Origin of the sequence: Photorhabdus sp. RM96S (assembly GCF_042879335.1) — a bacterium.
Classification (GTDB): domain Bacteria; phylum Pseudomonadota; class Gammaproteobacteria; order Enterobacterales; family Enterobacteriaceae; genus Photorhabdus; species Photorhabdus kayaii.
The window spans coordinates 84,888-109,332 of record NZ_JBHFKT010000018.1; the positions used below are offsets into that span (position 1 = coordinate 84,888).

Annotated in this window: 25 protein-coding genes and 1 pseudogene; 9 read left to right on the forward strand and 17 right to left on the reverse strand. The window is 44.6% G+C overall.

Going from position 1 to position 24,445, the window contains the following annotated elements:
* The first annotated feature begins 82 nt into the window (after window positions 1–82).
* The 9 genes from ACGF49_RS12615 (at window position 83) to ACGF49_RS12655 (ending at window position 7,098) form a co-directional block, all read left to right on the forward strand.
* On the forward strand, window positions 83–775 hold the full coding sequence (locus ACGF49_RS12615) for a PAS domain-containing protein (RefSeq protein WP_387491234.1): 693 nt from the start codon (window positions 83–85) through the stop codon (window positions 773–775).
* Window positions 776–825: 50 nt separating this feature from the next.
* Window positions 826–1,506 (forward strand): helix-turn-helix transcriptional regulator, encoded by a 681-nt coding sequence (locus tag ACGF49_RS12620; protein ID WP_349010408.1) that lies wholly within the window; start codon window positions 826–828, stop codon window positions 1,504–1,506.
* A gap of 286 nt (window positions 1,507–1,792) precedes the next feature.
* A complete protein-coding gene (locus ACGF49_RS12625; protein ID WP_271859637.1) occupies window positions 1,793–2,476 on the forward strand; it encodes a PAS and helix-turn-helix domain-containing protein in 684 nt (227 codons plus the stop codon).
* Between the two features lie 29 nt (window positions 2,477–2,505).
* Complete coding sequence (locus ACGF49_RS12630; protein WP_349010523.1) at window positions 2,506–3,186, forward strand: LuxR C-terminal-related transcriptional regulator; 681 nt, start codon at window positions 2,506–2,508, stop codon at window positions 3,184–3,186.
* Window positions 3,187–3,455: 269 nt separating this feature from the next.
* Window positions 3,456–4,136, forward strand: coding sequence for a PAS and helix-turn-helix domain-containing protein (locus ACGF49_RS12635; RefSeq protein ID WP_113043451.1), 681 nt, complete (start codon window positions 3,456–3,458; stop codon window positions 4,134–4,136).
* 29 nt (window positions 4,137–4,165) lie between these two features.
* On the forward strand, window positions 4,166–4,846 hold the full coding sequence (locus ACGF49_RS12640) for a PAS and helix-turn-helix domain-containing protein (protein ID WP_113043452.1): 681 nt from the start codon (window positions 4,166–4,168) through the stop codon (window positions 4,844–4,846).
* Between the two features lie 29 nt (window positions 4,847–4,875).
* Window positions 4,876–5,556, forward strand: a complete 681-nt coding sequence (locus tag ACGF49_RS12645; RefSeq protein WP_113043453.1) for a helix-turn-helix transcriptional regulator — start codon at window positions 4,876–4,878, stop codon at window positions 5,554–5,556.
* A 27-nt stretch (window positions 5,557–5,583) separates the two neighbouring features.
* Window positions 5,584–6,255, forward strand: a complete 672-nt coding sequence (locus tag ACGF49_RS12650) for a LuxR C-terminal-related transcriptional regulator (protein ID WP_113043454.1) — start codon at window positions 5,584–5,586, stop codon at window positions 6,253–6,255.
* A 147-nt stretch (window positions 6,256–6,402) separates the two neighbouring features.
* Window positions 6,403–7,098: a PAS domain-containing protein gene (locus tag ACGF49_RS12655; RefSeq protein ID WP_113043455.1), complete on the forward strand. Its 696-nt coding sequence runs from the start codon at window positions 6,403–6,405 to the stop codon at window positions 7,096–7,098.
* Between the two features lie 290 nt (window positions 7,099–7,388).
* Here ACGF49_RS12655 and ACGF49_RS12660 read toward each other — a convergent pair whose 3' ends face one another.
* The 17 genes and pseudogenes from ACGF49_RS12660 to ACGF49_RS12740 all read right to left on the reverse strand — a co-directional run.
* The gene (locus ACGF49_RS12660) at window positions 7,389–8,525 is read right to left on the reverse strand and encodes an aminotransferase class V-fold PLP-dependent enzyme (protein WP_113043456.1); all 1,137 of its coding nucleotides are present in this window, start codon (window positions 8,523–8,525) and stop codon (window positions 7,389–7,391) included.
* A gap of 45 nt (window positions 8,526–8,570) precedes the next feature.
* Window positions 8,571–9,926 (reverse strand): YhfT family protein, encoded by a 1,356-nt coding sequence (locus ACGF49_RS12665; RefSeq protein WP_228902246.1) that lies wholly within the window; start codon window positions 9,924–9,926, stop codon window positions 8,571–8,573.
* Window positions 9,916–10,296, reverse strand: a complete 381-nt coding sequence (locus ACGF49_RS12670; protein WP_113043458.1) for a DUF2620 domain-containing protein — start codon at window positions 10,294–10,296, stop codon at window positions 9,916–9,918. The genes ACGF49_RS12665 and ACGF49_RS12670 overlap by 11 nt, the downstream gene beginning before the upstream one ends.
* 11 nt (window positions 10,297–10,307) lie before the next feature.
* Entirely contained in the window at window positions 10,308–11,198 is an 891-nt protein-coding gene (locus ACGF49_RS12675; protein ID WP_387491254.1) for a phosphotriesterase-related protein, read from the reverse strand.
* Window positions 11,199–11,241: 43 nt separating this feature from the next.
* Window positions 11,242–12,420 (reverse strand): YhfX family PLP-dependent enzyme, encoded by a 1,179-nt coding sequence (locus ACGF49_RS12680; RefSeq protein WP_113043460.1) that lies wholly within the window; start codon window positions 12,418–12,420, stop codon window positions 11,242–11,244.
* A gap of 117 nt (window positions 12,421–12,537) precedes the next feature.
* A complete protein-coding gene (locus ACGF49_RS12685; protein ID WP_113043461.1) occupies window positions 12,538–12,894 on the reverse strand; it encodes a PRD domain-containing protein in 357 nt (118 codons plus the stop codon).
* A gap of 23 nt (window positions 12,895–12,917) precedes the next feature.
* Window positions 12,918–13,823 (reverse strand): GntR family transcriptional regulator YhfZ, encoded by a 906-nt coding sequence (yhfZ, locus tag ACGF49_RS12690; protein ID WP_112876922.1) that lies wholly within the window; start codon window positions 13,821–13,823, stop codon window positions 12,918–12,920.
* A gap of 152 nt (window positions 13,824–13,975) precedes the next feature.
* A complete protein-coding gene (gene fruA, locus ACGF49_RS12695; protein ID WP_349010525.1) occupies window positions 13,976–15,643 on the reverse strand; it encodes a PTS fructose transporter subunit IIBC in 1,668 nt (555 codons plus the stop codon).
* A 72-nt stretch (window positions 15,644–15,715) separates the two neighbouring features.
* Complete coding sequence (gene fruB, locus ACGF49_RS12700; protein ID WP_113043463.1) at window positions 15,716–16,843, reverse strand: fused PTS fructose transporter subunit IIA/HPr protein; 1,128 nt, start codon at window positions 16,841–16,843, stop codon at window positions 15,716–15,718.
* Window positions 16,844–17,190: 347 nt separating this feature from the next.
* Window positions 17,191–17,418: pseudogene (locus ACGF49_RS12705) on the reverse strand (tyrosine-type recombinase/integrase); the annotation flags it as partial.
* Window positions 17,419–17,444: 26 nt separating this feature from the next.
* Window positions 17,445–17,648, reverse strand: a complete 204-nt coding sequence (locus ACGF49_RS12710; protein ID WP_228902248.1) for a hypothetical protein — start codon at window positions 17,646–17,648, stop codon at window positions 17,445–17,447.
* A gap of 31 nt (window positions 17,649–17,679) precedes the next feature.
* Window positions 17,680–18,003, reverse strand: a complete 324-nt coding sequence (locus ACGF49_RS12715) for a hypothetical protein (RefSeq protein ID WP_387491245.1) — start codon at window positions 18,001–18,003, stop codon at window positions 17,680–17,682.
* Complete coding sequence (locus tag ACGF49_RS12720) at window positions 17,993–18,613, reverse strand: hypothetical protein (protein ID WP_228902252.1); 621 nt, start codon at window positions 18,611–18,613, stop codon at window positions 17,993–17,995. The genes ACGF49_RS12715 and ACGF49_RS12720 overlap by 11 nt, the downstream gene beginning before the upstream one ends.
* A gap of 68 nt (window positions 18,614–18,681) precedes the next feature.
* The gene (locus ACGF49_RS12725; RefSeq protein WP_113043465.1) at window positions 18,682–19,137 is read right to left on the reverse strand and encodes a hypothetical protein; all 456 of its coding nucleotides are present in this window, start codon (window positions 19,135–19,137) and stop codon (window positions 18,682–18,684) included.
* A 3-nt stretch (window positions 19,138–19,140) separates the two neighbouring features.
* Window positions 19,141–19,575: a toxin C-terminal domain-containing protein gene (locus ACGF49_RS12730; protein WP_113043471.1), complete on the reverse strand. Its 435-nt coding sequence runs from the start codon at window positions 19,573–19,575 to the stop codon at window positions 19,141–19,143.
* Between the two features lie 37 nt (window positions 19,576–19,612).
* On the reverse strand, window positions 19,613–19,852 hold the full coding sequence (locus ACGF49_RS12735) for an immunity protein (protein ID WP_113043466.1): 240 nt from the start codon (window positions 19,850–19,852) through the stop codon (window positions 19,613–19,615).
* Window positions 19,849–24,445, reverse strand: a 4,597-nt coding sequence (locus ACGF49_RS12740; protein WP_387491249.1) for a hemagglutinin repeat-containing protein, incomplete at its 5' end; no start/stop codon positions are given. The genes ACGF49_RS12735 and ACGF49_RS12740, both read right to left, overlap by 4 nt.

Below are 24,445 nucleotides of genomic sequence, written 5' to 3' on the forward strand. Positions count from 1 at the left end.
ATTATATTACCAAGGCATTTTGAGTATAATTAGTTAACAAACATGTCAGATAACAACTGAAATAATCGTTCAGGAGTCACTAATGCAACATATAAAAAACAGACCTAATAATATCACCCCACAATTAATTCATATGTGGGAAAACAGTGATGAACCTTGGGGAGCCAAAGATCTCCAATCAAGATTTATTTACGCCAATTCCGCTTTTTATCAACTGCATAATTTGCCTGAAGATTTCGATATTACCGGGCTTACATCAGGTGAATTACCCTCACCTATTTCAGAATATGAAAAAGAATTCCACCGTCAGGATCAAAAAGTTCTTCAAACTATGCAACGCGTTAGTTCACTAGAAACGCATCCATTTGAAGAACATAAGATTAAGCAAATCTATCTTTGTAATAAATACCCACTTTGTGACGAAAATGGCAATTGTATTGGGCTCACTTTTCATATGTGCAAAACCCAAAACTTTTCTACTGCTTACTATTATGATAAAACCCCTCCGGCAACGTTGGAATTTATCGCCCCTAATGACAAATTGACACAAACTGAATGGGAAGTTCTCTTTCTAACTCTGCGCTCATTAGATGAAGAGAAAATCGGTGAAGAGTTAATGATAAGTGCCGAAGATGTGGTTAATCATATTCAGTCAATTTACCAAAAATTCAATTTATCATTACACGAAGAATTGAAAGATTTCTGCAAAGAAAATAAACTTGATGTTTATATTCCCGCAAGATTTGTCACTATCGGCAGTATGGAATTAAATTGATTATAAAATTAAAAATCTAATTTTGAGGTTAGAAAAATAGAGGTAATAACATGGACAATAAATTAATCATTTCATCTCAAATTATTAATACAATGGAACAGAGTAATGCCCCCTGGGCAATAAAGGATAAAAACTCACGTTTCATTTATGCCAATCAAGGATGTAAACATCTTCAAAACATTTCAAGCTCCTTTGACTATGGGGGACGTTACGATGATGAAATTCCTTGGGGTGGTGCCGAATTTGCCAAAGAATATATCATTCATGATCAAAAAGTAATGGAAAAAGAAGAAAGAATATGTTTACTTTTAACACATAAATTTGGAAAAGAACAAATTCTTTCGTCTTATTTTTTTGAAAAATACCCTTTTTATCATGAAGACGGAAGCTGTATGGGAACGATATTTCATGGTTGGCAAGCTCAAGATTTCTCATTCACCCGGCTATTTCATGGAAAATTGCCAGCCAATATTATGTTCCAACCACCGACCGATCTCTTTACTCAACGGGAATGGGACGTTATTTTTCTGATGTTACACAAATATACTAGTAAGCAAATCGGTAGAATGTTAAATATTTCCTACCGTACGGTTGAAACCCATATCTCACGTATATATAAACGAATTGGTCTTCATTCTAGTCGTCAATTAGAAGAATATTGTCGTACCAATGATTATGATCTCTATGTACCAGAAAGGTTTGTGCATTCAGAAAGCAGAATGTTTCCTTAATCCTTAGATTAAAAGGAGTTATCACTAGTATGAAGAAGAACTATGCAATATCACCTCAGATTATTAGTACAATGGAGATGAACAATGAGCCGTTGGGAATAACGAATAGTTCTTCAAACTTTATCTACAGCAATGCAGCTAAAAAAAATTTATTCATAATTTTAAAAAATTATTTGATTATGAAGGGTTTTATGATCTTACATTACCCTAGGATTTGGGTAGTCGTGAGTTAAATTGATTATAAGATTAAAAATCTAATTTTAAGGCTAGAAAGAGGAATGATAACATGGAAAATGAATTAATTATTTCATCTCAAGTTATTAACACAATGAAGCAAAGTAATGAGCCCTGGGGAATAAGAGATAAAAACTCATGTTTTATTTATGGTAATTCAGCCACAAAAAAATTTATTCATAATTTTAAAGAGTCATTTGATTATGAAGGATTTTATGATCATGAATTGCCCTGGGATGGAGCCGAATTCGCCAAAGAGTACATCGCGCATGATCAAAAAGTGATAGAAAAAGAAGAAAGAGTATGTTCACTTATAACATGTCCATTTGGAAAAGAACAAATTCTTTCGTCTTATTTTTTTGAAAAATACCCTTTTTATCATGAAGACGGAAGTTGTATAGGAACAATATATCATGGTTGGCAAGCTCAGGATTTCTCATTTACCCGACTATTTCGTGGAAAATTGCCAGCCAATATTATGTTTCAGCCACCGACCGATCGCTTTACTCAACGGGAATGGGATGTTATTTTCCTGATGTTACAAAAATATACCAGTAAGCAAATCGGTACAATGTTAAATATTTCCTATCGTACGGTTGAAAACCATATCTCACGCATATGTAAACGAATTGGTCTTCATTCTAGCCGTCAATTAGAAGAATATTGTCGCACCAATGATTATGATCTCTATGTGCCAAAAAGATTTGTGCAACCTGGAAGCAGAATGCTCCCTTAACCCTTAGATTAAAAAGGAATATCACTAATATGAAGAAGAACTATGTCATCTCCCCTCAGATTATTAATACAATGGAGCAAAGTAATGCCCCCTGGGCAATAAAGGATAAAAACTCATGCCACATTTATGTCAATCAAGCATGTAAAAGCCTTCTCAATATTTCATGTTCTTTTGACTTTGAAGGACTTTATGATGATGAATTACCCTGGGATGGGGCCGAATTTGCCAAAGAATACATGGTTCATGATCAAAAGGTGATGGAAAAAGAAGAAAAAGTATGTTTGCTTGTAACACATAATTTTGGAAAAGAACAAATTCTGTCATCCTATTTTTTTGAAAAACATCCTCTTTATCATGAAGACAGAAGTTGTATAGGAACAATATATCATGGTTGGCAAGTTCAGGATTTCTCATTCACCCGGCTATTTCATGGAAAATTGCCAGCCAATATTATGTTCCAGCCACCGACTGATCTCTTTACCCAACGGGAATGGGATGTTATTTTCCTGATGTTACACAAATATACCAGTAAGCAAATCGGTACAATGTTAAATATTTCCTATCGTACGGTTGAAAACCATATCTCACGCATATGTAAACGAATTGGTCTTCATTCTAGCCGTCAATTAGAAGAATATTGTCGTACCAATGATTATGATCTCTATGTACCAGAAAGGTTTGTGCGCCCAGAAAGCAGAATGTTTCCTTAATCCTTAGATTAAAAGGAGTTATCACTAGTATGAAGAAGAACTATGCAATATCACCTCAGATTATTAATACAATGGAGATGAACAATGAGCCGTGGGAAATAACAGATAGTTCTTCAAACTTTATCTACAGCAATGCAGATAAAAAAAATTTATTCATAATTTTAAACAATTATTTGATTATAAACTATCCTAGGGTTTGAGGTAGTCGTGAGTTAAATAGATTATAAGATCAAATATCTAATTTTAAGGCTAGAAAGAGGAATGATAACATGGAAAATGAATTAATTATTTCGCCTCAAGTTATTAATACTATGCAACAAAGTAATGAACCTTGGGCAATCAAAGACAAAAACTCATGCTGGATTTTTTGTAATTCGGCACTTAGACAAATGCAAAATATCCCGGATTTATTTGATTATGAAGGGAAATATGATAGTGAACTCCCCTGGAACGGGGCTGAATTTGCAAAAGAATTCGTTATTCACGATAAAAGTGTTATGAAACAAGAGAAAAGAATATGTTCACTTGAAACACATACATATGGAAAAGATAAATTTCTATCATCTTATTTTTCGGAAAAATATCCAATCTATAATGATGAAAACGAATGTATCGGTCTCTTTATCCATGGATGGAAAGCCCAAGATTTCTCACTTACTCGACTATTTTATGGAAAACTTCCTGCCTCTATATTATTTCAACCACCGACTGATCTCTTTACTCAACGGGAATGGGATATTATTTTCCTCCTATTACACAAATATACCAGCAAGCAAATCGGTAGAATGTTAAATATTTCCTATCGTACGGTTGAAACCCATATATCACGCATATATAAACGAATTGGTCTTCATTCTAGTCGTCAATTAGAAGATTATTGTCGCACCAATGATTATGATCTCTATGTACCAGAAAGGTTTGTGCATCCAGAAAGCAAAATGTTTCCTTAACCATTAGATTAAAAGGAGTTCTCACTAATATGAATAAGAACTATGTCATCTCCCCTCAGATTATTAATACAATGGCGCAGAGTAATGAACCCTGGGGAATAAAAGATAAAAACTCATGCTTTATTTATGTCAATCAGGCATGTAAACATGTTCAAAATATTTCAAGCTCTTTTGACTATGAGGGGCTTTATGATTATGACCTTCCCTGGGATGGAGCCGAATTTGCTGAAGAATACATGACTCACGATAGAATGGTGATGGAAATAGAAGAAAGGATGCGTTCACTTATAACACATGTACATGGAAAAGAACAAATTCTTTCATCTTATTTTTTTGAAAAACATCCTCTTTATCATGAAGACGGAAGCTGTATAGGAACAATATATCATGGTTGGCAAGCTCAGGATTTTTCATTCACCCGATTATTTCGTGGAAAATTGCCCGCCAATATTATGTTCCAGCCACCGACTGATCGCTTTACTCAACGGGAATGGGATGTTATTTTTCTGATATTACACAAATATACCAATAAGCAAATCGGTATAATGTTAAATATTTCCTACCGTACGGTTGAAAACCATATCTCACGCATATGTAAACGAATTGGTCTTCATTCTAGCCGTCAATTGGAAGAATATTGTCGCACCAATGATTATGATCTCTATGTACCAGAAAGGTTTGTACACCCAGAAAGCAGAATGTTTCCTTAACCATTAGATTAAAAGGAGTTCTCACTAATATGAAGAAGAACTATGTCATCTCCCCTCAGATTATTAATACAATGGAGCAGAGTAATGAGCCATGGGGAATAAAGGATGAAAACACACGCTATATTTATGTCAATCAAGCATGTAAACGTCTTCAAAATATTTCAAGCTCTTTTGACTATGAAGGACTTTATGAACATGAATTGCCCTGGGATGGTGCCGAATTTGCTAAAGAATACATGGCCCATGACAGAAAAGTGGTAGAACAGGAAAAAAGAATATGTTCACTTGAGACACATATACATGGAAAAGAGCAAATTCTGTCATCCTACTTTTTTGCAAAATATCCTCTTTACCATGAAGACGGAAGCTGTATAGGCGTGATATATCATGGTTGGCAAGCACAAGATTTCTCATTCATTCGACTATTTCATGGAAAACTGCCGGCATCTATTATGTTCCAGCCACCAACCGATCTCTTTACTCTACGGGAATGGGATGTTATTTTCCTGATGTTACACAAGTATACCAGCAAGCGAATTGGTAGAATGTTAAATATTTCTTATCGTACGGTTGAATCTCATATCTCACGAATATATGGAAGAATTGGGGTTCATTCTAGTCGTCAATTGGAAGAATATTGTCGCACCAATGATTATGATCTCTATATGCCAAAAAAATTTATCCATCCCAAAAACAGAGTTTTTCTTTAACCTTTAGAATACAGGAGTTTTGCCAATATGAAAAATAACTATAAAATATCACCTCAAGTTATTAATACAATGGAAATAAGTAATGAACCGTGGGGAATAAAGGATAGTTCTTCAAACTTTATTTACGGTAATTCAGCCACAAAGAGGTTTATTCATAATTTTAAAGAGTCATTTGATTATGAAGGGCTTTATGATCATGAACTGCCCTGGGATGGTGCTGAATTCGCCAAGGAGTTTATTCTCCACGATAAAAATGTCATGGTTAAAGGCGAAAGAGTCTGTTCACTTGAAACCCATGTTTTTGGACAAGAGCAAACTTTGTCATCCTATTTTTGTGAAAAGTTGCCTCTTTATCATGACAATGGTAATTGTATGGGAATTATGTACCATATGTGGAAGGCTAAAAAGTATTCATTAACCTACCTACATCAATATTATGATAAATTACCGTCATCCATGCTACTCCAACCCCCTTCCGATCTTTTTACTCATCGGGAGTGGGATATTATCTTTCTCTTCTTACAGAAACAGCCCAAAAAACAGATTGGGAAAATATTGAATATCGCCTATCATGAGGTCGAAGAACATATGTCAAGGATATATCGTAAAATCGGGATTCACTCCAGTCAACAGTTGGAAGAGTATTGTCGAGCCAATAATTTTGATCACTATATCCCAGAAAGGTTTTTATTGTCTTAAATTACGTATTATTTCCCAGTCCCTACATACTACCTTTGTTAGTTATTTATTGATAAAATAGACGACCCTATGGAAATATGCTTTGCTTTCAATGATATATTTACATTCAATAATTCTAAAAAGCAATAATTATCTTAAAGGATATTTATGAATAAATCAGGATTTAAAGAAGTCCCTTTTATTACTCGTCAATTAACACATATATGGGACAGAAGCCCCGATCCTTGGTTTGTAAAAGATAAGGAATCTCGCTTTATTTATGCAAATACCAAGTTTATTAAAATCATTAAGTTACCTGAAAACTTTAATATCATAGGGTATAGCGTTGACGAATTACCAATACCTGTTAATGGTTTTGCCCATCACTTTAAAGAACATGATCGCAGGGTCTTAGAATGTATGCAGAAAGTATGCTCTGTCGGCACTTATCCTCAAGGTAATGGTCGGCCGCCTAAATCCTATTTTTGCGAAAAATATCCATTGATGAGTGAGGATAATCACTGTATTGGCATTATTTCTCACGCCAGAGAATTAGAGCACTTTACGGTTTATCATTATATTAAAGAGCATATACCAACCTCAGCCAGCCTCAGACCACCTAATGATTTGTTAAATGAGAAAGAGTGGATGGTTATTTTTCTATTTTGCTGCGGTATGAATAATAATGAAACATCCATTGAAATGAATGTTTCATGCCATTCGGTGGAAAAACATTTTGAAAGTATTTACGAAAAACTATCCGTCAGCTCATTGACTGAGTTACGATTACTTTGCAAAGAAAAGGGGTATGATCTCTATGTTCCACCAAGGTATTTTCTATCAATAGGTCATTTTATATTATAAATAATCGATTTTACTGTTAATTATTAATAATTCTATTGATCATTCAGGTAATAATAAGGGATACAATTAATGGCATCGCCGATCTTTACATTAATTCAGGATTTATAAGCCTTGAGCCTTGATATCGATTTCCCCATCTTTTCCTTTAAAGAGGGTACTCTCGCCGACACAAGGCGGGAGGGGAGTTTCGACGGGACGTTAGTCCCGTATAGTGTTTCACAACTTCGAGCATCGTCACACGCGCCGGCAAAATGAAAACGAGACCCAAGAACGGGCTTGTTGTCTGCCTCTCATACTGATGGAAAGCGGTATATCGGGAGTGGTTGAAGGTGTAGCAAGGAAGCGGCCTGTGCACAGCTTTGACTCAGGAGCCTTATCACTGTCTCCGCACCACTTCGATTAGGATTTATCCTTATCATCCGTCTCTCTAACGCGGGATCAGATTGACGGAATGTACCAGATAACCGGTAAAACAGTGGCGGAATGTCAAACTTTGATTCAGCGCCCACCGGATATGGCAGTGCACCAAGCTTATGAGCAACATGAAGTACCTGTTCGGCAATCTCATCATAAAACTCCACCAGCAATACTTTCGATTGTGCATTGGCGATAAACGCCTGTTTCACCTGCGGTATGATTCCCTGATTAAGCCGGACCACTAATGTTTCACTCACCTGAGCCTGCACAGCATGCATCACCGGAGCAAATACTAATCCACGCAATACTTCCAATGCCTGAAATCCCTGTACTTGACTGCCACCGGAATACATACTACGCCGGATGCGCTCTATTGCCGCTTGTTGACCTACCACAACACCGATACCTTGCGGGCCAAACAGTTTAAAGCTGGAGAAGGCCGATAACACAGCCCCCCATTCACAACCGATTCGTTCCACTTTCATGGCAGCATAATTATCGTCAACCAGAACCGGTAGTGATGCAGCATTCAATAGTGATATAACTTCTGCCAGCTCATAAGCATCATCAATTTTCTGCCGTGTGTGTTGTACTAACCCCGCCACCGGTGCATGTTGCAAAATCGCAGCCTGTATTTGTTCGGATTGATTGAAATCGGCCCGCACCAGATGTAAGCCCATCTGCTCGGCAATAATCGCCGTCGAGGGATATAACGGCGCATCATGAATCAGCAGGCTATTACCCGCATTAAGTAATGCCGACAACCCACAACGTATTGCCCCAGTTCCCGCCCCTTGTACTAACACAGCAGCCTCAGCAGAAAAGAAATCGGCAATGACCTGTTCAACGCGTTGCGTTATCTGTGGCCGGTTCAATCCCGGCACCAGCCCTAAATCTCCTGTGGTGAGAAAATCCGCACCTGGAAAATAGCGGCAGATAATATCAACTAAACGAAACTGCTTGTGCTGCGCCTGCTCCATACTCAGACTAGGTAATGGATATGTGTTCAATATCGGCTCTCCCGTGCTTCCCCTCTATTTTTATCATCACAAAAATTAGCTGATGCCCAACAGATAGATGACGTTAGCTAGCACACCAACCACAATCGTTGCAATCGGCCCAATCGCCATTTCAACCAAAGGACGTTTAGCCGTACGGTTGAGTAGATAAATACCCGCCACCACCATAAATCCCATGCCCGGCAGAATGGCGTTGGCAGCCATCATTCCCCCCACCAATAAGGCAACTTCTAACATGCGGGTAATAACAGTACGAATATGCTCACCACAAGCTTTGACTCCGGGATATTTATCCAACCAGATAGCAATTCTCGCCAGCAGTTTGATTTCTATAAACATAATCAAACTACCGGCAATGAAGGCAATCCACAGATTATTCGTGACTAACCCAGCGACAAACACGAACTTCATGCCGACCGGGCTATAAACCCCTGTCGCAATGGCTGTCATACCGACTAACGGCACAAAGCTGATCGCTCTGGCAAGCGCCACCAACATGGCGTTAGCCCCTTCCCCCTGCGCCATCAGTTGCAGTGATACCGGACCTTCCGCCAGCAGGCTGAGTGACATCGAAGCCGCTACCGCAGTCAAACCCCCACTTAATACCAGCAACCAGATGTTATTTTGAATGCGCTGTATCCGCGTGGAGAATAGTCCAACCAACGTCTCATTCGCACCTTTAGCCGGAGCAGATCCCTCGCCGGCTTTGGGAGCACGCTGTTTCATAGCAAAGTAGAACATCACAATCATTGAGATCAGCAGGGCTATCCCGTTAGGATCCAATTGCACCGGTTTGCTCAGAGCCCCACCAAAACTCAATGATCCTACCGCTTTCGTCGCGATATACCCCACCAATGTCGCAATCAGTACCCATATTCCTTTGCCATATCCGTATTGATAGGCCACAACAATCGCAGGAAACAGGGCAAAGCAGGCTACGATAGGATCGCCAACTTTACTCAGGTTACCCATGAAATTAACCGGCAAATGGGCAAAGATATCGACAACAGATCGTAAACCGGTCATCAAGGCAACGGCATATAGTGCTCCCAAGACAGCGGAAAGTATGAAACCTTTTTTACTGTTTGCACACCAAGTACCAATAACATCGGTTCCCAATAATAAGCTATGCACCAGAATAATCGGGGCGGTCAGCGAGAACGGAATACCAAAGCCGATAACCAACCCAAAACTTAGGGCAAAACTGGTGGCAGCCAGGGTTTTACGATTCATACGCCCTTCCAGATGCTCCGGCATTAAAGGACGTAGCCCATCATGAAATACTGCAATACCACGGTTAGCCATCATGGCAGATATCCCACCAATCACCGCCAACAAACCCGCTTTAAACGGATCAATTTCCATTAAGCGAGTGAAAAATTCATATTCCATTTTCCTGTCCCCATGAAGAAAGAATAGCCTTGATAACCACCGGAATAACCGCGTCTATATCCTGACCAGTAAAACCAAATGCCGTTTTCCCGGCGTTAACATGGGCAATAATTTCTTCATCAGGCAGGATCTTCCCTGGCATACTGATGGTGGCGCATTTGTCAATACCAACAATCGCAATTGCCATTGCCAAAGCGCCTCCACCGGTATTACAGGCTCCCAAATAGTAATCCGCATCACCACTCTTAAGCGCCATAGCGGCATCTATGTCGCCCATCACGGTAATGGATAAGGTTTTATCCCCGGCCAGACGGCGTAAAGTTTCAGCAATTTTTTCTTTCTCAATTTGTCCTCCAATAACAAATCTCATATGTTTTTCCTTTATTTGAAAAATAGCATTGGGTTATTACGTAACATCAAATCAATATCAGTTTGCGTTAATCCAGCCCGGTTTAGCATCGGCACAAAGGTGGTGATTAAATAAGCAAACCCATTGCCACCATTGGCTTTTAAGTGAGAACGACGGGTAATATCCATCGATAACATGACGCGGTTAAGCAAGCCACTTCGGGCCAGGGTCTGTAACATAGCGATCCGCTTTTCATCCGGGTAGTAATCGTTTTTTCCAATCGTGTCGAACTGGATGTAGGCCCCCTGTTCAATGATGCGCAAGATGTTGTCCAGATTATCTTTAAGATCACAGTGACCAATCACTACGCGTTCAGCATCTACACCGTGCTTTTTCAGTAATGCCAGTTGCTCAAGACCCATTGTGCTTAATGTCGTATGGGTCGAAACAGGACGCCCGGTCTCCAAATGGGCTATCGCCGCAGCATAAAATACTTTCTCTTCATCAGGCGTAATTACCCCCTTGCTGGAACCAATTTCCCCAATGACTCCGGCTTTCAGCGTCGTACCGTCGATACCCTGTTCAATCTCAGCGATCATTTCATCCGCCAATTGTCGAGCTGTGGTATGTGTTACATGTTCAGGAAAAAAGGCAGATTGGTAATAGCCAGTTGAAACTATTACATTAATGCCGGAGTCCCGCATCAGATCCAGCATAAACTGTGGGTTACGTCCCATGTAACGATTGGTCATCTCCACAATATTGTGTACACCCAGGCTGACCAGTGTTTTCATCTCTTCACAAATCAGGTCGTACTGATCCAACCGGCAGTCAATGTTGTTTTTAAATGACGATAAATCGAGATGCAGGTGCTCATGTGCATAGGTATAACCAGATGCATCAATTCTGTTTTTCTGGGTCATGAGTAAGAGAGTCCTCAGACGAAGAGAGTGGAACTGCGTCTGCTCACAGGCCATTTTCTCTATTAATCGGGATAGGGTTTCCTTGGCTGTCATAAAGCCCTTCCAAGACCAGATGCCCTGACTGGATACCGCTAACCAACGCCACATCACTGCGAGTAGCAAATATCTGGGTGCGAAAGCACAGCACGACAACACAGCCGACCGGAAATTCACCGCTCAGAGGAAAATGGTAATCAATGCTGGTGTCATCCATCGGTAACAAGTGCGTGGCGGTGATCTGGCCGTTTGGCAGGAATATCAGCGCGTTATGCGCCCGTCCACGACGGTAATAACCGCCCCCATAGCAGTAACTGTTACCGTTAAATCGGTGGGATATTTCCGTCAGATAGAGCATAGCAATGCGCTCTGGCTGCTCTCCCCGAAAATTGGCAAGGATTGTTCCTGTTAGCGCATGTCCAGGCTCGGTATGGGTAACGCCATACTTTGCCAGTAGCGGCAGTGTGCTACAGCTTGACGCCGACGGCGCATTTATCTGCGTCACCTCAACCCCAGTTTGTCGTAAAATGTCTTTTGCTTTCAGTAAAGTAAATAAGTTTGGCGCCGGCAGTGTCTGCTGCTGATCCTCTTGCCACAACAAGCAAGGAAAATGTGTCAATCCCGTCAGTTTTACACCGGGCATTGCCATGATGCGCTGAACGATGGTGTGCAATTCCGACAAGTGAAAACCCGCTTCCTGACCTGGATATAAATGATCATGATCATCATAGATTTTCAGCATAATGCGTTGCACATTTCCTTCACGCTGCGCCAAACTGGAAATTTCCTCCGCTTTTTCTAAAGAATATACTGTGATCACTTTCGGATGTTGCTGCATCACTGAGGAGATCATATGACGAGGGATCTGTACCAGATGGCCTGCATGACTAACCGGGATATTCCCATTCATCAAGACTCTGGCCTCTTTAAAATCCACCGCGGTGACACCCTGATAACCCAGTTCCATCAGTTTACGAGCCAACCAAGGGTTACGCCCCACCTGTTTGGTCATCAGATAAAGAGCAATACCATAATGCTCCGCTACCGCAAGCAATCGTCTGGCATTTTCTAAAACCTGATCAACGTCAATAACATAAGTATCAGGCAGTAAGACCCCTCGCGCCCATAATGTCTGGGCTGCCTCAATCAGTGCCGGATTTTGTTTGTTCAGCGCATGTATAAACATGCTGTACCTCCTGTACTCCTTCGGCGATCAATGCCACTGCAATAAGTTAGATGTTAAATCATCATTTTTTTGAATATTTGATGGAAAAAAAAATCCTTCATCTCTGTTGTCGTGTTATCACTGCCCCTTTGCCGCCCAAAGGCTAAACAAATTTGCCAGCAGATACCCCTCCTCACAGGGATGTAATTGCACGTCAAAATGTACTAATAGCGAAGCATTAATCGCTTGCAAATGAGAAAAGATTCTCGATTGACGCACTTCCATCAGCAGTTCAATATCCATTGAACTGATTTGTTCTCCCCGGCGTGAGCGCATTAACGCGTTGGCCATATGTGTTATTACTATTTCTCCTAACGCATTCCTGACAGGAATTTCCCAATCGTTTTCAAGCTGAGCCACAACTTGTAACATGCCATCATGAATATCCTGATCAATGACTTTTCCCTGATAGAGCAAATTCAGTCGATTTTCCATTCGTTAACGCCATCTATGCTAAATTAATAGCTTGGGTCCTGCTGACCTGCCAGTACACGTTGTTGATGAACTAATAACTCTGTTGTATTTACCATCGTACGTAAAAGTTGTTGCATCAGAATGTCATCAGCTCTGGTTAAAATCACCGCTTCAGAGGCTCGGATAAAACATGCACTTCCATGGAGCGGTACTGCAATAAGCTCCCTGGAACTGAGTTCAACTTCTCTGCTGACGTTCCAGATCACGGCATCAATGTCACCTTTCGCTACCTTATACAGGCTCTCGTGGTAAGAAATATCCACCAACGTGATATCCTGCCCGGCAAAGTACACTTCAGTCATGATTTTCTGGTCGGCAGAACGATGATCCAGCCCAACACGACGGATGTTATGTTCACCTCCTTTGCGATAAATCAGTTGGTGTGCACCAACATAGGTATGTGGTCCCAATTCAAGTACAGTACAAACATCACCTTGTTCCAAATAAGTTTGCGCCGCCAAATGTGATACCACCGCCAAGTCATAAATACCCTTACGCAAGCATTCCACCCTAGCATCTGAACCTCTCATGTGGGCGAAGTAAAATGGAATGCCCTCAAATTGCGCTTTCAGACCGCTTGCCAGCCCCTCATACAATCGGGTATAAGGCAGCGGCATTGCACAAACCACGTTACTAATATCAGCATGGGCTAACAGTGCTTTGTGATCCATACTGACCAAATAGCTACCATTGCGCCCCCGTCGTTCCACATAAACCGCGCCAGAACTCTCCAGTTTTTTTAATGCAAACTGAACTAACCCAACAGATAATCCATAGTCAGATGACAGCTCTTCAATCGTTTTCAACCGATTACCACAGCGCTCACCTAGCAGATAACGTGCCAGGCATGCTTGTGCAACCCCCTCTTTTTTAAGCAGCCCATGACTCATAATAATTCTTCATTTTTTTGAATATATTTATATCCAATTTAAGGAGGCAAATAACAATCGGAAAATAGCAAAAATGCGAATGAAGTCACGAATAAATAGGTAATTTTCTGAAATTTCAATGATTTTAGTTCGATAACTAATAATTTCTGTTTTTATGTTTTAGTTGTGGTCGTTTCTGGACGCTTAAGCAGTGCATAGATCAATCCTGCCAACAAAGTACCGGCGATAATCGACATCAAATAACCCAGTATTGGTGTGATAGCACCTGGAATCAACAGCACAAACAGACCACCGTGCGGTGTCATTAATTGCGCACTTATTGCCATAGAGATGGCTCCCGTCACCGCACCACCAACGATACAACATGGAAGCACACGTATCGGATCACGAACAGCAAAGGGAATCGCGCCTTCGGAAATAAAACATAAACCTAACACCAATGCGGCTTTACCACTTTCCCGCTGAACGTTATCGAACTTCTGCCGGGCAATCAGTGTCGCCACTCCCATAGCCAGCGGGGGAACCATCCCCGCTGCCATAATGGCAGCCATTGGCGCGTAGGTTTGCGAGCTAAGCAAACCGACACCAAACGCATAGGCAGCTTTGTTTATCGCTCCCCCCATATCAGCACACATCATTCCGCCTAAAATGGCTCCTAGCAGGAGTGCGTTGGTTGTCTCCATATGAGAAAGCCAATACGTTAGCCCCGCCATGATACCGGCGACGGGTTTACCAATAACGTAAATCATAATCAGGCCGGTGATCAGGCTAGCAAATAGCGGAATGATCAAGATCGGTTTCAATGCTGCCATACTCTGCGGCAATTTCACTTTGGTGTTAAGCAACTTCGCTACGTAACCGGCGAGAAAACCCGCAATAATACCGCCAATAAATCCCGCGTTCGTGCTAGTTGCCAACATGCCGCCAATTAAACCGGGTGTCAGACCTGGGCGATCCGCGATCGAGAAAGCAATGTAACCAGCCAATATAGGGACCATCAGAGCAAAAGCTGAGCTACCACCGATTTGCATTAACGCCGCCGCCAATGTACCCGATTCTTTAAATGCAGTGATGCCAAAAGCAAATGACAATGCAATGCACAGGCCACCCGCCACCACCATCGGTAACATATAAGAGACGCCCGTCAACAAGTGACGATAGATACCGGTATTCTCTTCCCTCCGGTCAGTTTTAACATTTTGCCCTTCCGGTTCGAAAAGCCTGGCTTCGACTAGCGCTCTATCAAATTCTTGCGCTGTTTTCTTCAACGCCAGCCCGGTGGAGGTGCGGTACATCGGTTTTCCGGCAAATTTCGCCAGATCTACGTCAATATCGGCAACGACTAGCACCAGATCCGCTTTTTCCACCTCTTCCGGCGTAATAACATTGCCCGCACCTACTGAGCCGCGCGTTTCCACCTTTACCCACCAACCGCGCTTTTTGGCTTCGGTTTCGATGGCCTCCGCAGCCATAAAGGTGTGCGCTACCCCTGTAGGACAAGCAGTCACCGCGACAATCCGTTTTGTATCACAACTGATGTCAGTTGCCGGTATCTGATACGGCTTCGCGTCAGCTTTTGCCTGCTGAAAGAAATTTTTCGGCGCATGCAATGCCTGTTCCGTGTCGCCGAGATAAACAAGCTTACCGTTCAATGTGTTATCGGTGGGGATGCGACTGCCAGTCACGACCACCAAATCGGCCTCTGCTGGATTTTCTGTTAGTATCAGTCCGTTTTCCGCCGCAGCGGCACTGAGGATTGTTTTCACCAGATAACTTCCGGCAAGTCCGAGTGAAGAATCAACGATAAGCAGCATTTTCATTATGCTTCTCCTGCTGTTAGCTAAAAGGGTTGTAGATCGACGCGCGCCATTATCACGGCAAATTGGGGATTTCTACTCTCGCGGCCCCTCCCCCAAACCGGAAGTAATCGCTTCACCAATGGCCGCTATCGCCTGCTGCGCATCATCACCATTGGCAGTAACATGAAGCCGATGGCCTTTTTTAGCGCCCAATGCCATGATTTTCATCAGACTATGGCCGTTTATCGGTTGACCGGCACCATCAAGATTGATGATGGTAATTTCACTGGAAAATTGCCGGATAACATTAACCAACAGAGCACCTGGGCGAGTATGTAAGCCATGTTCGTTGCACAGGACAAATTCCCCGCTGGATATGGCGCTCTGCGCCAGTACGCCACTGGTCAGTAATGTCAGCACTGTCGGCGCATCAGCTTTCAGCAAACATTCCGCTTTTTGTGCTAATAGCAAGTTACTTAAGTGGTGCAACACATTTAGCGGTTGGTCGTCAGCAATCGCAACCGTCAGCAACATCACCACCGGCTCGTTATCCCGCGTGAATAATCGGCTCACTGCCACAGCGCTGGTTAAGTTACCGTCGGGGCTATCACTGAGCCAAATGCCCTGCCCAAGATCCAGGGGTTTGCTGTTAATCACTTTGCTGACAAAGGTCGTATCTACGGCCCCCACTTGCTGTAACCGCCCGGCATTCAATGCCTGTAATGTCATCAGATCGCGGGCATTAACATCTAACGTGATCAAGCTGGTATCGAATTTAAACTCAGCCTGCTGAACTTCTCCCATTAGCAAGCTATGCAGTACCTGTGCTGACTCAATAGTTTTCAGCTGCTCTGCAATACGATCATCACTCAGTAAGTGTGTTAACTGACGCAGTAGTGCCAAATGCTCATCGGAACGCGCGGCGATACCAATAACCACATAACACATCGCGCCTTGATCCCATTCAATACCCTGCGAAAAGTGAAATACCTGTACATCGGTTTTCATGACCAGATCACGGGTATCTAGCGTGCCATGCGGAATGGCGATACCGTTGCCAAGGTAGGTGGAAATTTGCTTTTCACGTTGCAACATGCCGTCAACATAGGCATCACTGACGTTACCACTCGCGGCTAACATGGCCGCCACTTGGCGAATGGCATCTTCTTTACTGGTTGCAATTGCACCAGTATGGATATTTTGCAGAGCCAACTGGAACATAATTTTCTCCCTATTACCAAAAATAGAATCGTTTCAGTTTACGTAGAGAAAAAAACATTAAGTCCAATAAAAGAAAAAAGAGATAAAAAACTGAAACGTTTCAACGAGTGTGGAACATGACTAATTTTCATTCAATACTTATGTGAAATAAAATCGCAATTTTTTGAGATTACTCACATTTTTCCTGCCATCGTTTTTTTTCTATCTTCGGTTTAAGAGATTTGGTAAACCAATAACTCACGTGCCATTAATGAAATCATTGGCCGTCAATCAGTAAGAAGGAGAGAAGTTAGCTCTACAGATGGTTTTTATGTATGCGCCTTAACAGGCGCATACATCAGAATCACTTATTCAATTGAACAAGCATTTTCCTGTGGGACATAATCAAAGTGTAATTCCCGACTCCGATTCCTTTTTACACCCCAAACACCGTGGAAACGCTCTGCATTACTGGCAGTATACCGCACAGTATGGCGAATATTGCTGTGCCCAAGATAATCTTGTATCAACCGAGTATCTATTCCCCTATCTGCAAGTGCAAAACCACAGGCATGGCGCAACATGTGCGGATGAGAACCTACGGAAATATTAGCCAATTTCCCTAACTGACTAATAATCCTCTTACCGGATCTTGTCCTTCCGGGTGATCACCTTTGGCATGTTTTGACAATGCCGCTGAAATCTCTTGAGGAGATTTACCTGCATTTAACATAGCGGTACCCAGACTGGATGCTGACCGACCGTAATCCATCATTCCTTTGGGTAAGCTCAGGGCATTATTATCCGCAACAAGTAGAGTATCCAAACTCGCGATCATACTGGCTGGAATTAAGTAGCTAAGGATCTGAAGAGGATTTTCTTTTGCGAATTTCTTCTATCTTCGCCAATACCCAAATTCCAATTCCAATTCCAATTCCAATTCCAATTCCAATTCCAATTCCAATTCCAATTCCAATTCCAATTCCAACAGGCAATCCTGCACCAACTCCTACTCTCCCAGTGTAAATAAAATCATTCCAATGATAATTAAAATAACCATTTTCAAAATAATAAAATGCAGGTACAGCTAACCCTGCAATAAAGGCCAAAAGAAAAATAAACGATGTCCAGTAAGCTGTAAGTAGGATAAAAGCTTTTAATCCTATTCGTTTATTTTCCATTTTTAGCTCCATTTTCTTTTATCTGGTTTTCAATACCAGTGCCTATTACTGTACCTACAACAGTACCTCCGATAGCCCCACCTATTTCTGACGCTACAGGACTGATAACGACAGGAGCCAGTTTATCTGTAATTATTTTTCCACCTTTAGCACCTGCTACAGTACCAACAGCCGCACCTATAACAGCTCCAGTTGCATCTTCACCTTTAAGCTTGCTACCTAGCCAAGCTCCACCAATATTTACCCCTTCTGTATATATCAAACCTTTACCTTGGGTTAATGCTCCCACTCCGGCAGCTATAAGCGTGTCAGTATAACTGTAACTCTCGTTTGGTTTCATAGTGATAAGCTGTTTTCCGGTGTCAGATCTTGCACCAAGTAAAGCTCCACCCACTACGGCTGCGGTCCCAGCAACAGGCGCAACTAGAGTCCCTCCTACAGCAGAAGCACCTGCTCCCCAAGCGACTAACAATCCTCTTGCCGGATCTTGTCCTTCCGGGTGATCGCCTTTGGCATGTTTTGACAATGCCGCTGAAATCTCTTGAGGAGATTTACCTTCATTTAACATCGCGGTAGCCAGACTGGATGCTGACCGACCGTAATCTGCCATGCCTTTGGGTAAACTCAGGGCATTATTATCCGTTATAATTTAGTGGATAATAAAGTAAAAATCCTAACTCAAGACTGGGATTCTGTATTAATTCTAAGACTGTTATAAAAATCTATAATGCTATTTAGATCAGTATTCCATTCAGATATTTTCATTCCGTCTTCATTGTGCGTAGTACGCGACTCTATAAAGTTATTTATCTTCTCTGGAGTAAAACCTGGACATTCATCTAAAAAGAGGATGCTATTTTGCAAGAAAACCTCCTCACCTGCAAAATATATGACCCAAACAAATATGAAATTTGTGTAATCGGGCTCATACATTGATACAGCTAGCGCCACAGGCTTTTTACTGTGTATACCCTCCTCAAGAGAAGCTCGCCAACTCCGCTTGTAATCCTCAAAGCTCCAATAAGATAAAGGTATATGAACTGTTTCTGTAAATGTATCAATAATAATTGTTACAGGTAGAACTAGCTCATTGTTTTCTCTGATGGGTGCATCACCGGGAAATATACCAAACATCAATCAGTCCTTAACTCTGTTCAGATCACTATCGTAAGTCCCCATTCGCTTGCCTCTACGGTCAAACATTTTCCAACCATTAGTAACATTATGGCTATCAACATCGGGAGTAATATAGGTTTTACCATCAAAAAATACAGGTTGCCCATGTGAGTTAAATGGTGCTTTAGGAGGAGCTATTCTCCGATCAAAGCCTAATTTCCCTGCTGCCTCTTGTGCTTCTTTTCCTTTCAGAGCCAGATAAGCTAAGTCGTCTTTATTTGGCTCTTCCGGAATCGGCGTAGTTGTGGTATTCCCGCCAGTGTCCGGCTTACCTTCCGTATTACCGGTATGATTTGACGCAACACCAGACTGGTTTTCCTCATTGCCTGTATGGTTCGGTATACTACCCGGCTTTAACTGTTGGTTTCCACCGGTATGATTAGGATATTTCCTCAGCCAAAGTTGGTCCGGTCATCAATCAGATGGTGGCGTCTTAATTCTCACGACTTCCTTTCAAACGGGATAAGATCCAAATTCCTATTCCAGTCGGTATACCTGTTACTACCCCTTTTTCTACTGAAAAAACAACATCATCATGCCAACTAAAGATGAATGTTTCATTTTTCAAATAAACTAAAATCGCAGCACACATGCATCCTGATAAGACCACCATAATCATAATAATTGTGCAGGATAACAGAAGAATCAGTAATGACTTTAAATGAGTTATCATTTCGCTCCTCCTGATTTATCCAGCTTATCCTCAACTTTACTGCTTGTAACTTCACTGGTTATAGCACCACCAATAGCCCCTATAGTACTTGCCGTTTTATCTGATACTATAAGGAAATATTTATTTCCAGCGTCGATTACTTTTCCTCCAGCAGTACCTACAACATTACCAACTGCTGCACCTACTACCGGTGCAAGAGGGTTTTTATCCTGTAGTTTTGCCCCAACATAAGCACCTGTTATACTCGCCACTTCTGTAAACCAAAACCCTTTGCCTTGCGTTACCGCCCCCGTTCCCGTGGCTATCAGTGCATCAGTCATGTTCACAGAACCATTTGTAAGCTGATTACTAATGTTGGCTGTTCCACTGATTAGACCTCCAGCAAAAATACTGCCTACCGTTGCTCCCGATGGCAGCAGCACCGGTGCCACTACTGTGGACATCCCCGCGCCCCATGCTGTTATCAATCCTCTTACCGGATCTTGTCCTTCCGGGTGATCGCCTTTGGCATGTTTTGACAATGCCGCTGAAATCTCTTGAAGAGATTTACCTTCATTTAACATCGCGGTAGCCAGACTGGATGCTGACCGACCGTAATCCGCCATGCCTTTGGGTAAGCTCAGGGCATTATTATCCGCTGCATTCTTCCCTGCCTGCGCCCCGGTAACAGCGCTCCCGGTGGAGTCACCGGCAATACCGCCTGCCAGTCCTGCTGCTAGGGTGGAAAGGGTGCTGATAGTTTGCTTCTGCTCCTCCGTTAACTCACTGACTTTGGCCCCATCACCGTAAAGTTGCTTTATCAGAACTTGAGCGGCCAGTTCACCCGAAGCCGCACCGGCTGCCCCTGACAGAGCATTGTTACCACTCACCTCTGCCGCTACCGCGCCTAAAATCGCATGGGCCAGCGTATTGGTGGCGATATCCACCTGATGGGTTTGTGGGTCCGTCGTCAGCTCTTTTATCACGCCCGCCAGATAAGGAGAAGCGCCCCCGGCCAGCGCCTGACCGAGGTTGTTCCCCACTAAGCCCTGAATCGCTGCCGTGGCCGCCTGTAAGGCTTTCTGATAGGTTCCGCCGGTCCCGAAGCCAGATTCATTCAGTGCCTGCATGTAAGTGGTGTCATAAACTTGCTTATTGATATCTGCCGAAGTCGGGTGTGGATTGCCACTGTCGACCAGTTTTTTTCTGGCGGCCTCTTTGTCCGGTTCACTGATATGATCCAGTTTCGCTTTCGCCGCTTTGGTGGCGATAATTTTCCCTTCCGTACGGGCTATCTCGGTCATCTGGGCGCTGAGTTCGCCAATCAGTTGCGCCTGTTTCAGCCGTTGCTGCTCTTTCTCCTTATCAAATATCGGACTCAGGACATTGGCGGCGTTATCGGTATCGCGGCTGAGGGTCGCGACATCCTGCGTCTGATGCGCCTTATCCCGGATAATCAGGTTGCCCTCACTGACCGCAGCGTGCGTGGTGCTGCTGTCATGGCCCTGGTTATGGGAACCGGTCAGCGCATTGACTGCCAGATTATTCAGGACCTGACCGGCGGTCGGTTGACCCAGGCTAACGCCCGCACTCTGCTGCTCAACAGTAAAGTCCGCTTTATTTTGAATGTCCTTGAAGCCCAGCGTCCCGGTGTTCAGGGTGTTGTTGGCTTTGTCGGCGGTACTTGCTATCACCGCGCCGTCCAGTTGGGTGTGGTCGCCGACGTTAACCTGATAGCCGCTTTTGCCGGCAAACAGCCCGGTCTGCTCCTGCACGCTGTCATAGTTGCTGTGGAGTTTATTGCGGCTGGCATTGAGGCTCGCGGTGCCGTTAGTGAGGGGGCCCACGGTGGCGCTGACGCCCGCGCTGGCGTTGTGTTGCTGGCTGTCATAGCGCTGGCTGTCCTGCTCGCTGCTTAATGTCAAATGACGTTTTACGTCGGCGGTAATCTGCTCGCCGCTGACCTGAGCCCCTTTCAGCGTCGTGTCCCGGCCACTGTTCAGCCCGACGGCCTGTCCCGCCTGTAATGTGGTGTTAGTGTGACTGACGCCGTTGCCGTTTTCATGGCCGTTGCCCCGACTGACATTGGCCGAGACATTCAGGCCGGTGCCCCCCGGCCCGACAGTCAGGCCCACGCCCAGCGAGCTGCCGTGACTGCTGTTTTTGCCGGTGGTCTGTTCAGTGCTCTGGCTGGAGGAGAGCTGAATATCCCGGTTAGCATTCAGTTGCAGGTCTTTACCCGCCTGTAACTGGCTGCCCTGAATACGGATATCGCCATTCTGGCCTGATGCGCCTTTGCCATCCCCTTTGGCGGTTATGGTCAGGTTATCCCCGGCAGCGAGATGGCTGCCCTGTTGAGTGGTCTGGCGGTGCTGCTGTTCTGAACGGGAAGATTGACGCCCGTAGGACAGGCTCACCCCGGCCAGATTGTTATTGCCTTTGTCGTCACTGCCCTGAGCCTCCGCCAGTCGGCCAGCCTGCACGGCCTGTACCCCGCTCAGCGCGACTTTAGTATTTTGCAGCGCTTTCACTCGTGGGTCACTTTCAGTGCGGGCGGTTCTGGCTGTTTGCGCCGCGCTGTTGACGGCCCCGCCTGCGGCGCCACTCAGCGCCACGGTTAAGCCGCTCTGTTTTTGTTCGGTTTTTGTCGTGGTGTGATGGCGGTTTTCCGCACTGGTGATATCGACCTGTTGACCGGTCAGCGTCAGGTCTTTACCGGCAATCACCTCGCTGCCGTGAACCCGGAGCTGTTCTCCCGCTTTGAGGGTGACATTGCCCTGGCTGCTGCCGACCGTGCTGCCTTTACTCAGCTGGCGGTCACTGTCGGTGGTGGTTTTCTGGCTGGCCTGGCCTAATGTGAAGCCAATCCCGCCGGTCCCCATCAAACCGGATTTTTTCTCCTGCCGCAAGTGGGTTTCATCGTGCGCTTCGGCTGCGGTGGTGACGGTGAGCTGATGACCGGCGTTCAGGCTGACATCCTGCGTGCCAGCGACGTTACTGCCGATGATGTTTAGGTCTTTACCGGCCTGTAGAGTCACTTTATTGCCACTGAATGTGGTGCTGAGCGCCTGCCGGTCATGCACTTCATCGTGGGTTTCCACTGACGACTTCGACAGCCAGCCTTTGCTGGTTTGTTTACTGTGCTCCACTAAGTCGGATGAGGCCGTCCCGGTGGTCAGCGTCAGGTTATTCCCGGCCTGCGCCGTCAGTTGTTGACCGGCGTTAACGTGGGCGGCAGTGGCGTTCAAATCCTGCCCGGCTTGCAGGGTCACCTCACCGGCGCCGGTTATCTGGCTGCCGATATCCTGTTGCTGGGTCAGATGGCGATAGTTATCTTTCCCCCAATTCCCTTGCTCTGTGCGGCGCGTGCTTAAGGCGTCCAGCGTCAGGTCATGGCCTGCCGTTATCTCGGTGTGACTGTCTTTACCGGCATTCTTGACGTCACTGGCGGTTAATTGCACATTGTTGATGGCGCTCAGCGATAAGGCGCCCTTATCGTTCCGCACATAGATGCCTGCCGGACGGTCTAACCAACGGTTAGCCTCATCCCCGCGCACCGTCGATGCGCTGATGATATCGCGGCCTTTCAGAGTCACCCGGTCATCCCCCTGAATCTGGCCGCCCCGGTTGGTGAGCGTCTGTTGGGCCGCTAAATCCACTTTGCCGCCGCGAATAAAGCCGCTGTTGGTTAGATTGTTGGCGGTCAGTTGGGTGACGTCACGCCCGCTAATTGTGCCGCTGTTAGTGATATCGCCCTGACTGTTGAGCGCCACGGTATTCCCGGCCAGCAAAGCGCCGTCACTGCGCAGATCGCCCTGACGGACGCGGGCGTAAACCTGCGGCACGGTGACCACCTCGCTAGTGCCATCCGGCAAGGTGACGGTTTGGTTAGTCAACCAGATAATGTCTGAGGTCAGCAACGCCATCTGTGCCGGGCTTAAGGCGACGCCCGGCGTTAATTGCTGCTGTTTGCCAAAAGCGACACCGGCATCCATCAGCGCTTTAAACTGGGCTTCGTCGTTGTTGTAGCCCGGCAGATAGCGCTGGCCGGTCAGTTGGGTGATTTGGTCACGCACCAGACGCTGTTCGTAGAACCCATCGCCCAGGCGTTTGTGAACCAGCGCCGGGTCGTGCGTTAACTGTTGCCGCATGTAGTCCGAGCCGAGCCACTGTTTATACTGGGTAAATTTCGGGTCGGTCTCGACCAGATAGTGGCTGTCACTGCCCGGTTGCACGGTATACAGGCTGTTATTCGGCAGGCGGGTATCGGGCGTCACCACGCGTATCACTGGGTCGACTGTTTGTCCTTTGACGGTTTCCGGGGGCAAACTCAGTTCAAACGGCTGACCGGGGGGCAAGACCAGCGGCTGATTTTTGATACCGTTCACCGGTGTGATCGTCGTGGGGGCAGCGTGTATCTGACCGGTTTGTCGGTCGGCGATGGTGATACCGGGGGCCGCCGGGCGGGTATGCTCCTGCCAGGCCAGCGTTTTCAGGTCGAGGGTTTCTATCACTGGGGCGGGGGCATAATTGCTGCGGCTTTTTCCCTGCGAGGTTTTGGTGCCACCGAACCCGAACTTTTTCTTTTTGGTTTTTTTAGCATACCAGTGGGTC

Coding starts and splice junctions, on each gene's coding strand:
- ACGF49_RS12615 (WP_387491234.1), top strand. CDS start 83: ATGCAACATATAAAAAACAGACCTAATAATATCACCCCACAATTAATT.
- ACGF49_RS12620 (WP_349010408.1), top strand. CDS start 826: ATGGACAATAAATTAATCATTTCATCTCAAATTATTAATACAATGGAA.
- ACGF49_RS12625 (WP_271859637.1), top strand. CDS start 1,793: ATGGAAAATGAATTAATTATTTCATCTCAAGTTATTAACACAATGAAG.
- ACGF49_RS12630 (WP_349010523.1), top strand. CDS start 2,506: ATGAAGAAGAACTATGTCATCTCCCCTCAGATTATTAATACAATGGAG.
- ACGF49_RS12635 (WP_113043451.1), top strand. CDS start 3,456: ATGGAAAATGAATTAATTATTTCGCCTCAAGTTATTAATACTATGCAA.
- ACGF49_RS12640 (WP_113043452.1), top strand. CDS start 4,166: ATGAATAAGAACTATGTCATCTCCCCTCAGATTATTAATACAATGGCG.
- ACGF49_RS12645 (WP_113043453.1), top strand. CDS start 4,876: ATGAAGAAGAACTATGTCATCTCCCCTCAGATTATTAATACAATGGAG.
- ACGF49_RS12650 (WP_113043454.1), top strand. CDS start 5,584: ATGAAAAATAACTATAAAATATCACCTCAAGTTATTAATACAATGGAA.
- ACGF49_RS12655 (WP_113043455.1), top strand. CDS start 6,403: ATGAATAAATCAGGATTTAAAGAAGTCCCTTTTATTACTCGTCAATTA.
- ACGF49_RS12665 (WP_228902246.1), bottom strand. CDS start 9,926: ATGGAATATGAATTTTTCACTCGCTTAATGGAAATTGATCCGTTTAAA.
- ACGF49_RS12670 (WP_113043458.1), bottom strand. CDS start 10,296: ATGAGATTTGTTATTGGAGGACAAATTGAGAAAGAAAAAATTGCTGAA.
- ACGF49_RS12675 (WP_387491254.1), bottom strand. CDS start 11,198: ATGACCCAGAAAAACAGAATTGATGCATCTGGTTATACCTATGCACAT.
- ACGF49_RS12680 (WP_113043460.1), bottom strand. CDS start 12,420: ATGTTTATACATGCGCTGAACAAACAAAATCCGGCACTGATTGAGGCA.
- ACGF49_RS12685 (WP_113043461.1), bottom strand. CDS start 12,894: ATGGAAAATCGACTGAATTTGCTCTATCAGGGAAAAGTCATTGATCAG.
- yhfZ (WP_112876922.1), bottom strand. CDS start 13,823: ATGAGTCATGGGCTGCTTAAAAAAGAGGGGGTTGCACAAGCATGCCTG.
- fruA (WP_349010525.1), bottom strand. CDS start 15,643: ATGAAAATGCTGCTTATCGTTGATTCTTCACTCGGACTTGCCGGAAGT.
- fruB (WP_113043463.1), bottom strand. CDS start 16,843: ATGTTCCAGTTGGCTCTGCAAAATATCCATACTGGTGCAATTGCAACC.
- ACGF49_RS12715 (WP_387491245.1), bottom strand. CDS start 18,003: ATGGAAAATAAACGAATAGGATTAAAAGCTTTTATCCTACTTACAGCT.
- ACGF49_RS12720 (WP_228902252.1), bottom strand. CDS start 18,613: ATGGCAGATTACGGTCGGTCAGCATCCAGTCTGGCTACCGCGATGTTA.
- ACGF49_RS12725 (WP_113043465.1), bottom strand. CDS start 19,137: ATGTTTGGTATATTTCCCGGTGATGCACCCATCAGAGAAAACAATGAG.
- ACGF49_RS12735 (WP_113043466.1), bottom strand. CDS start 19,852: ATGATAACTCATTTAAAGTCATTACTGATTCTTCTGTTATCCTGCACA.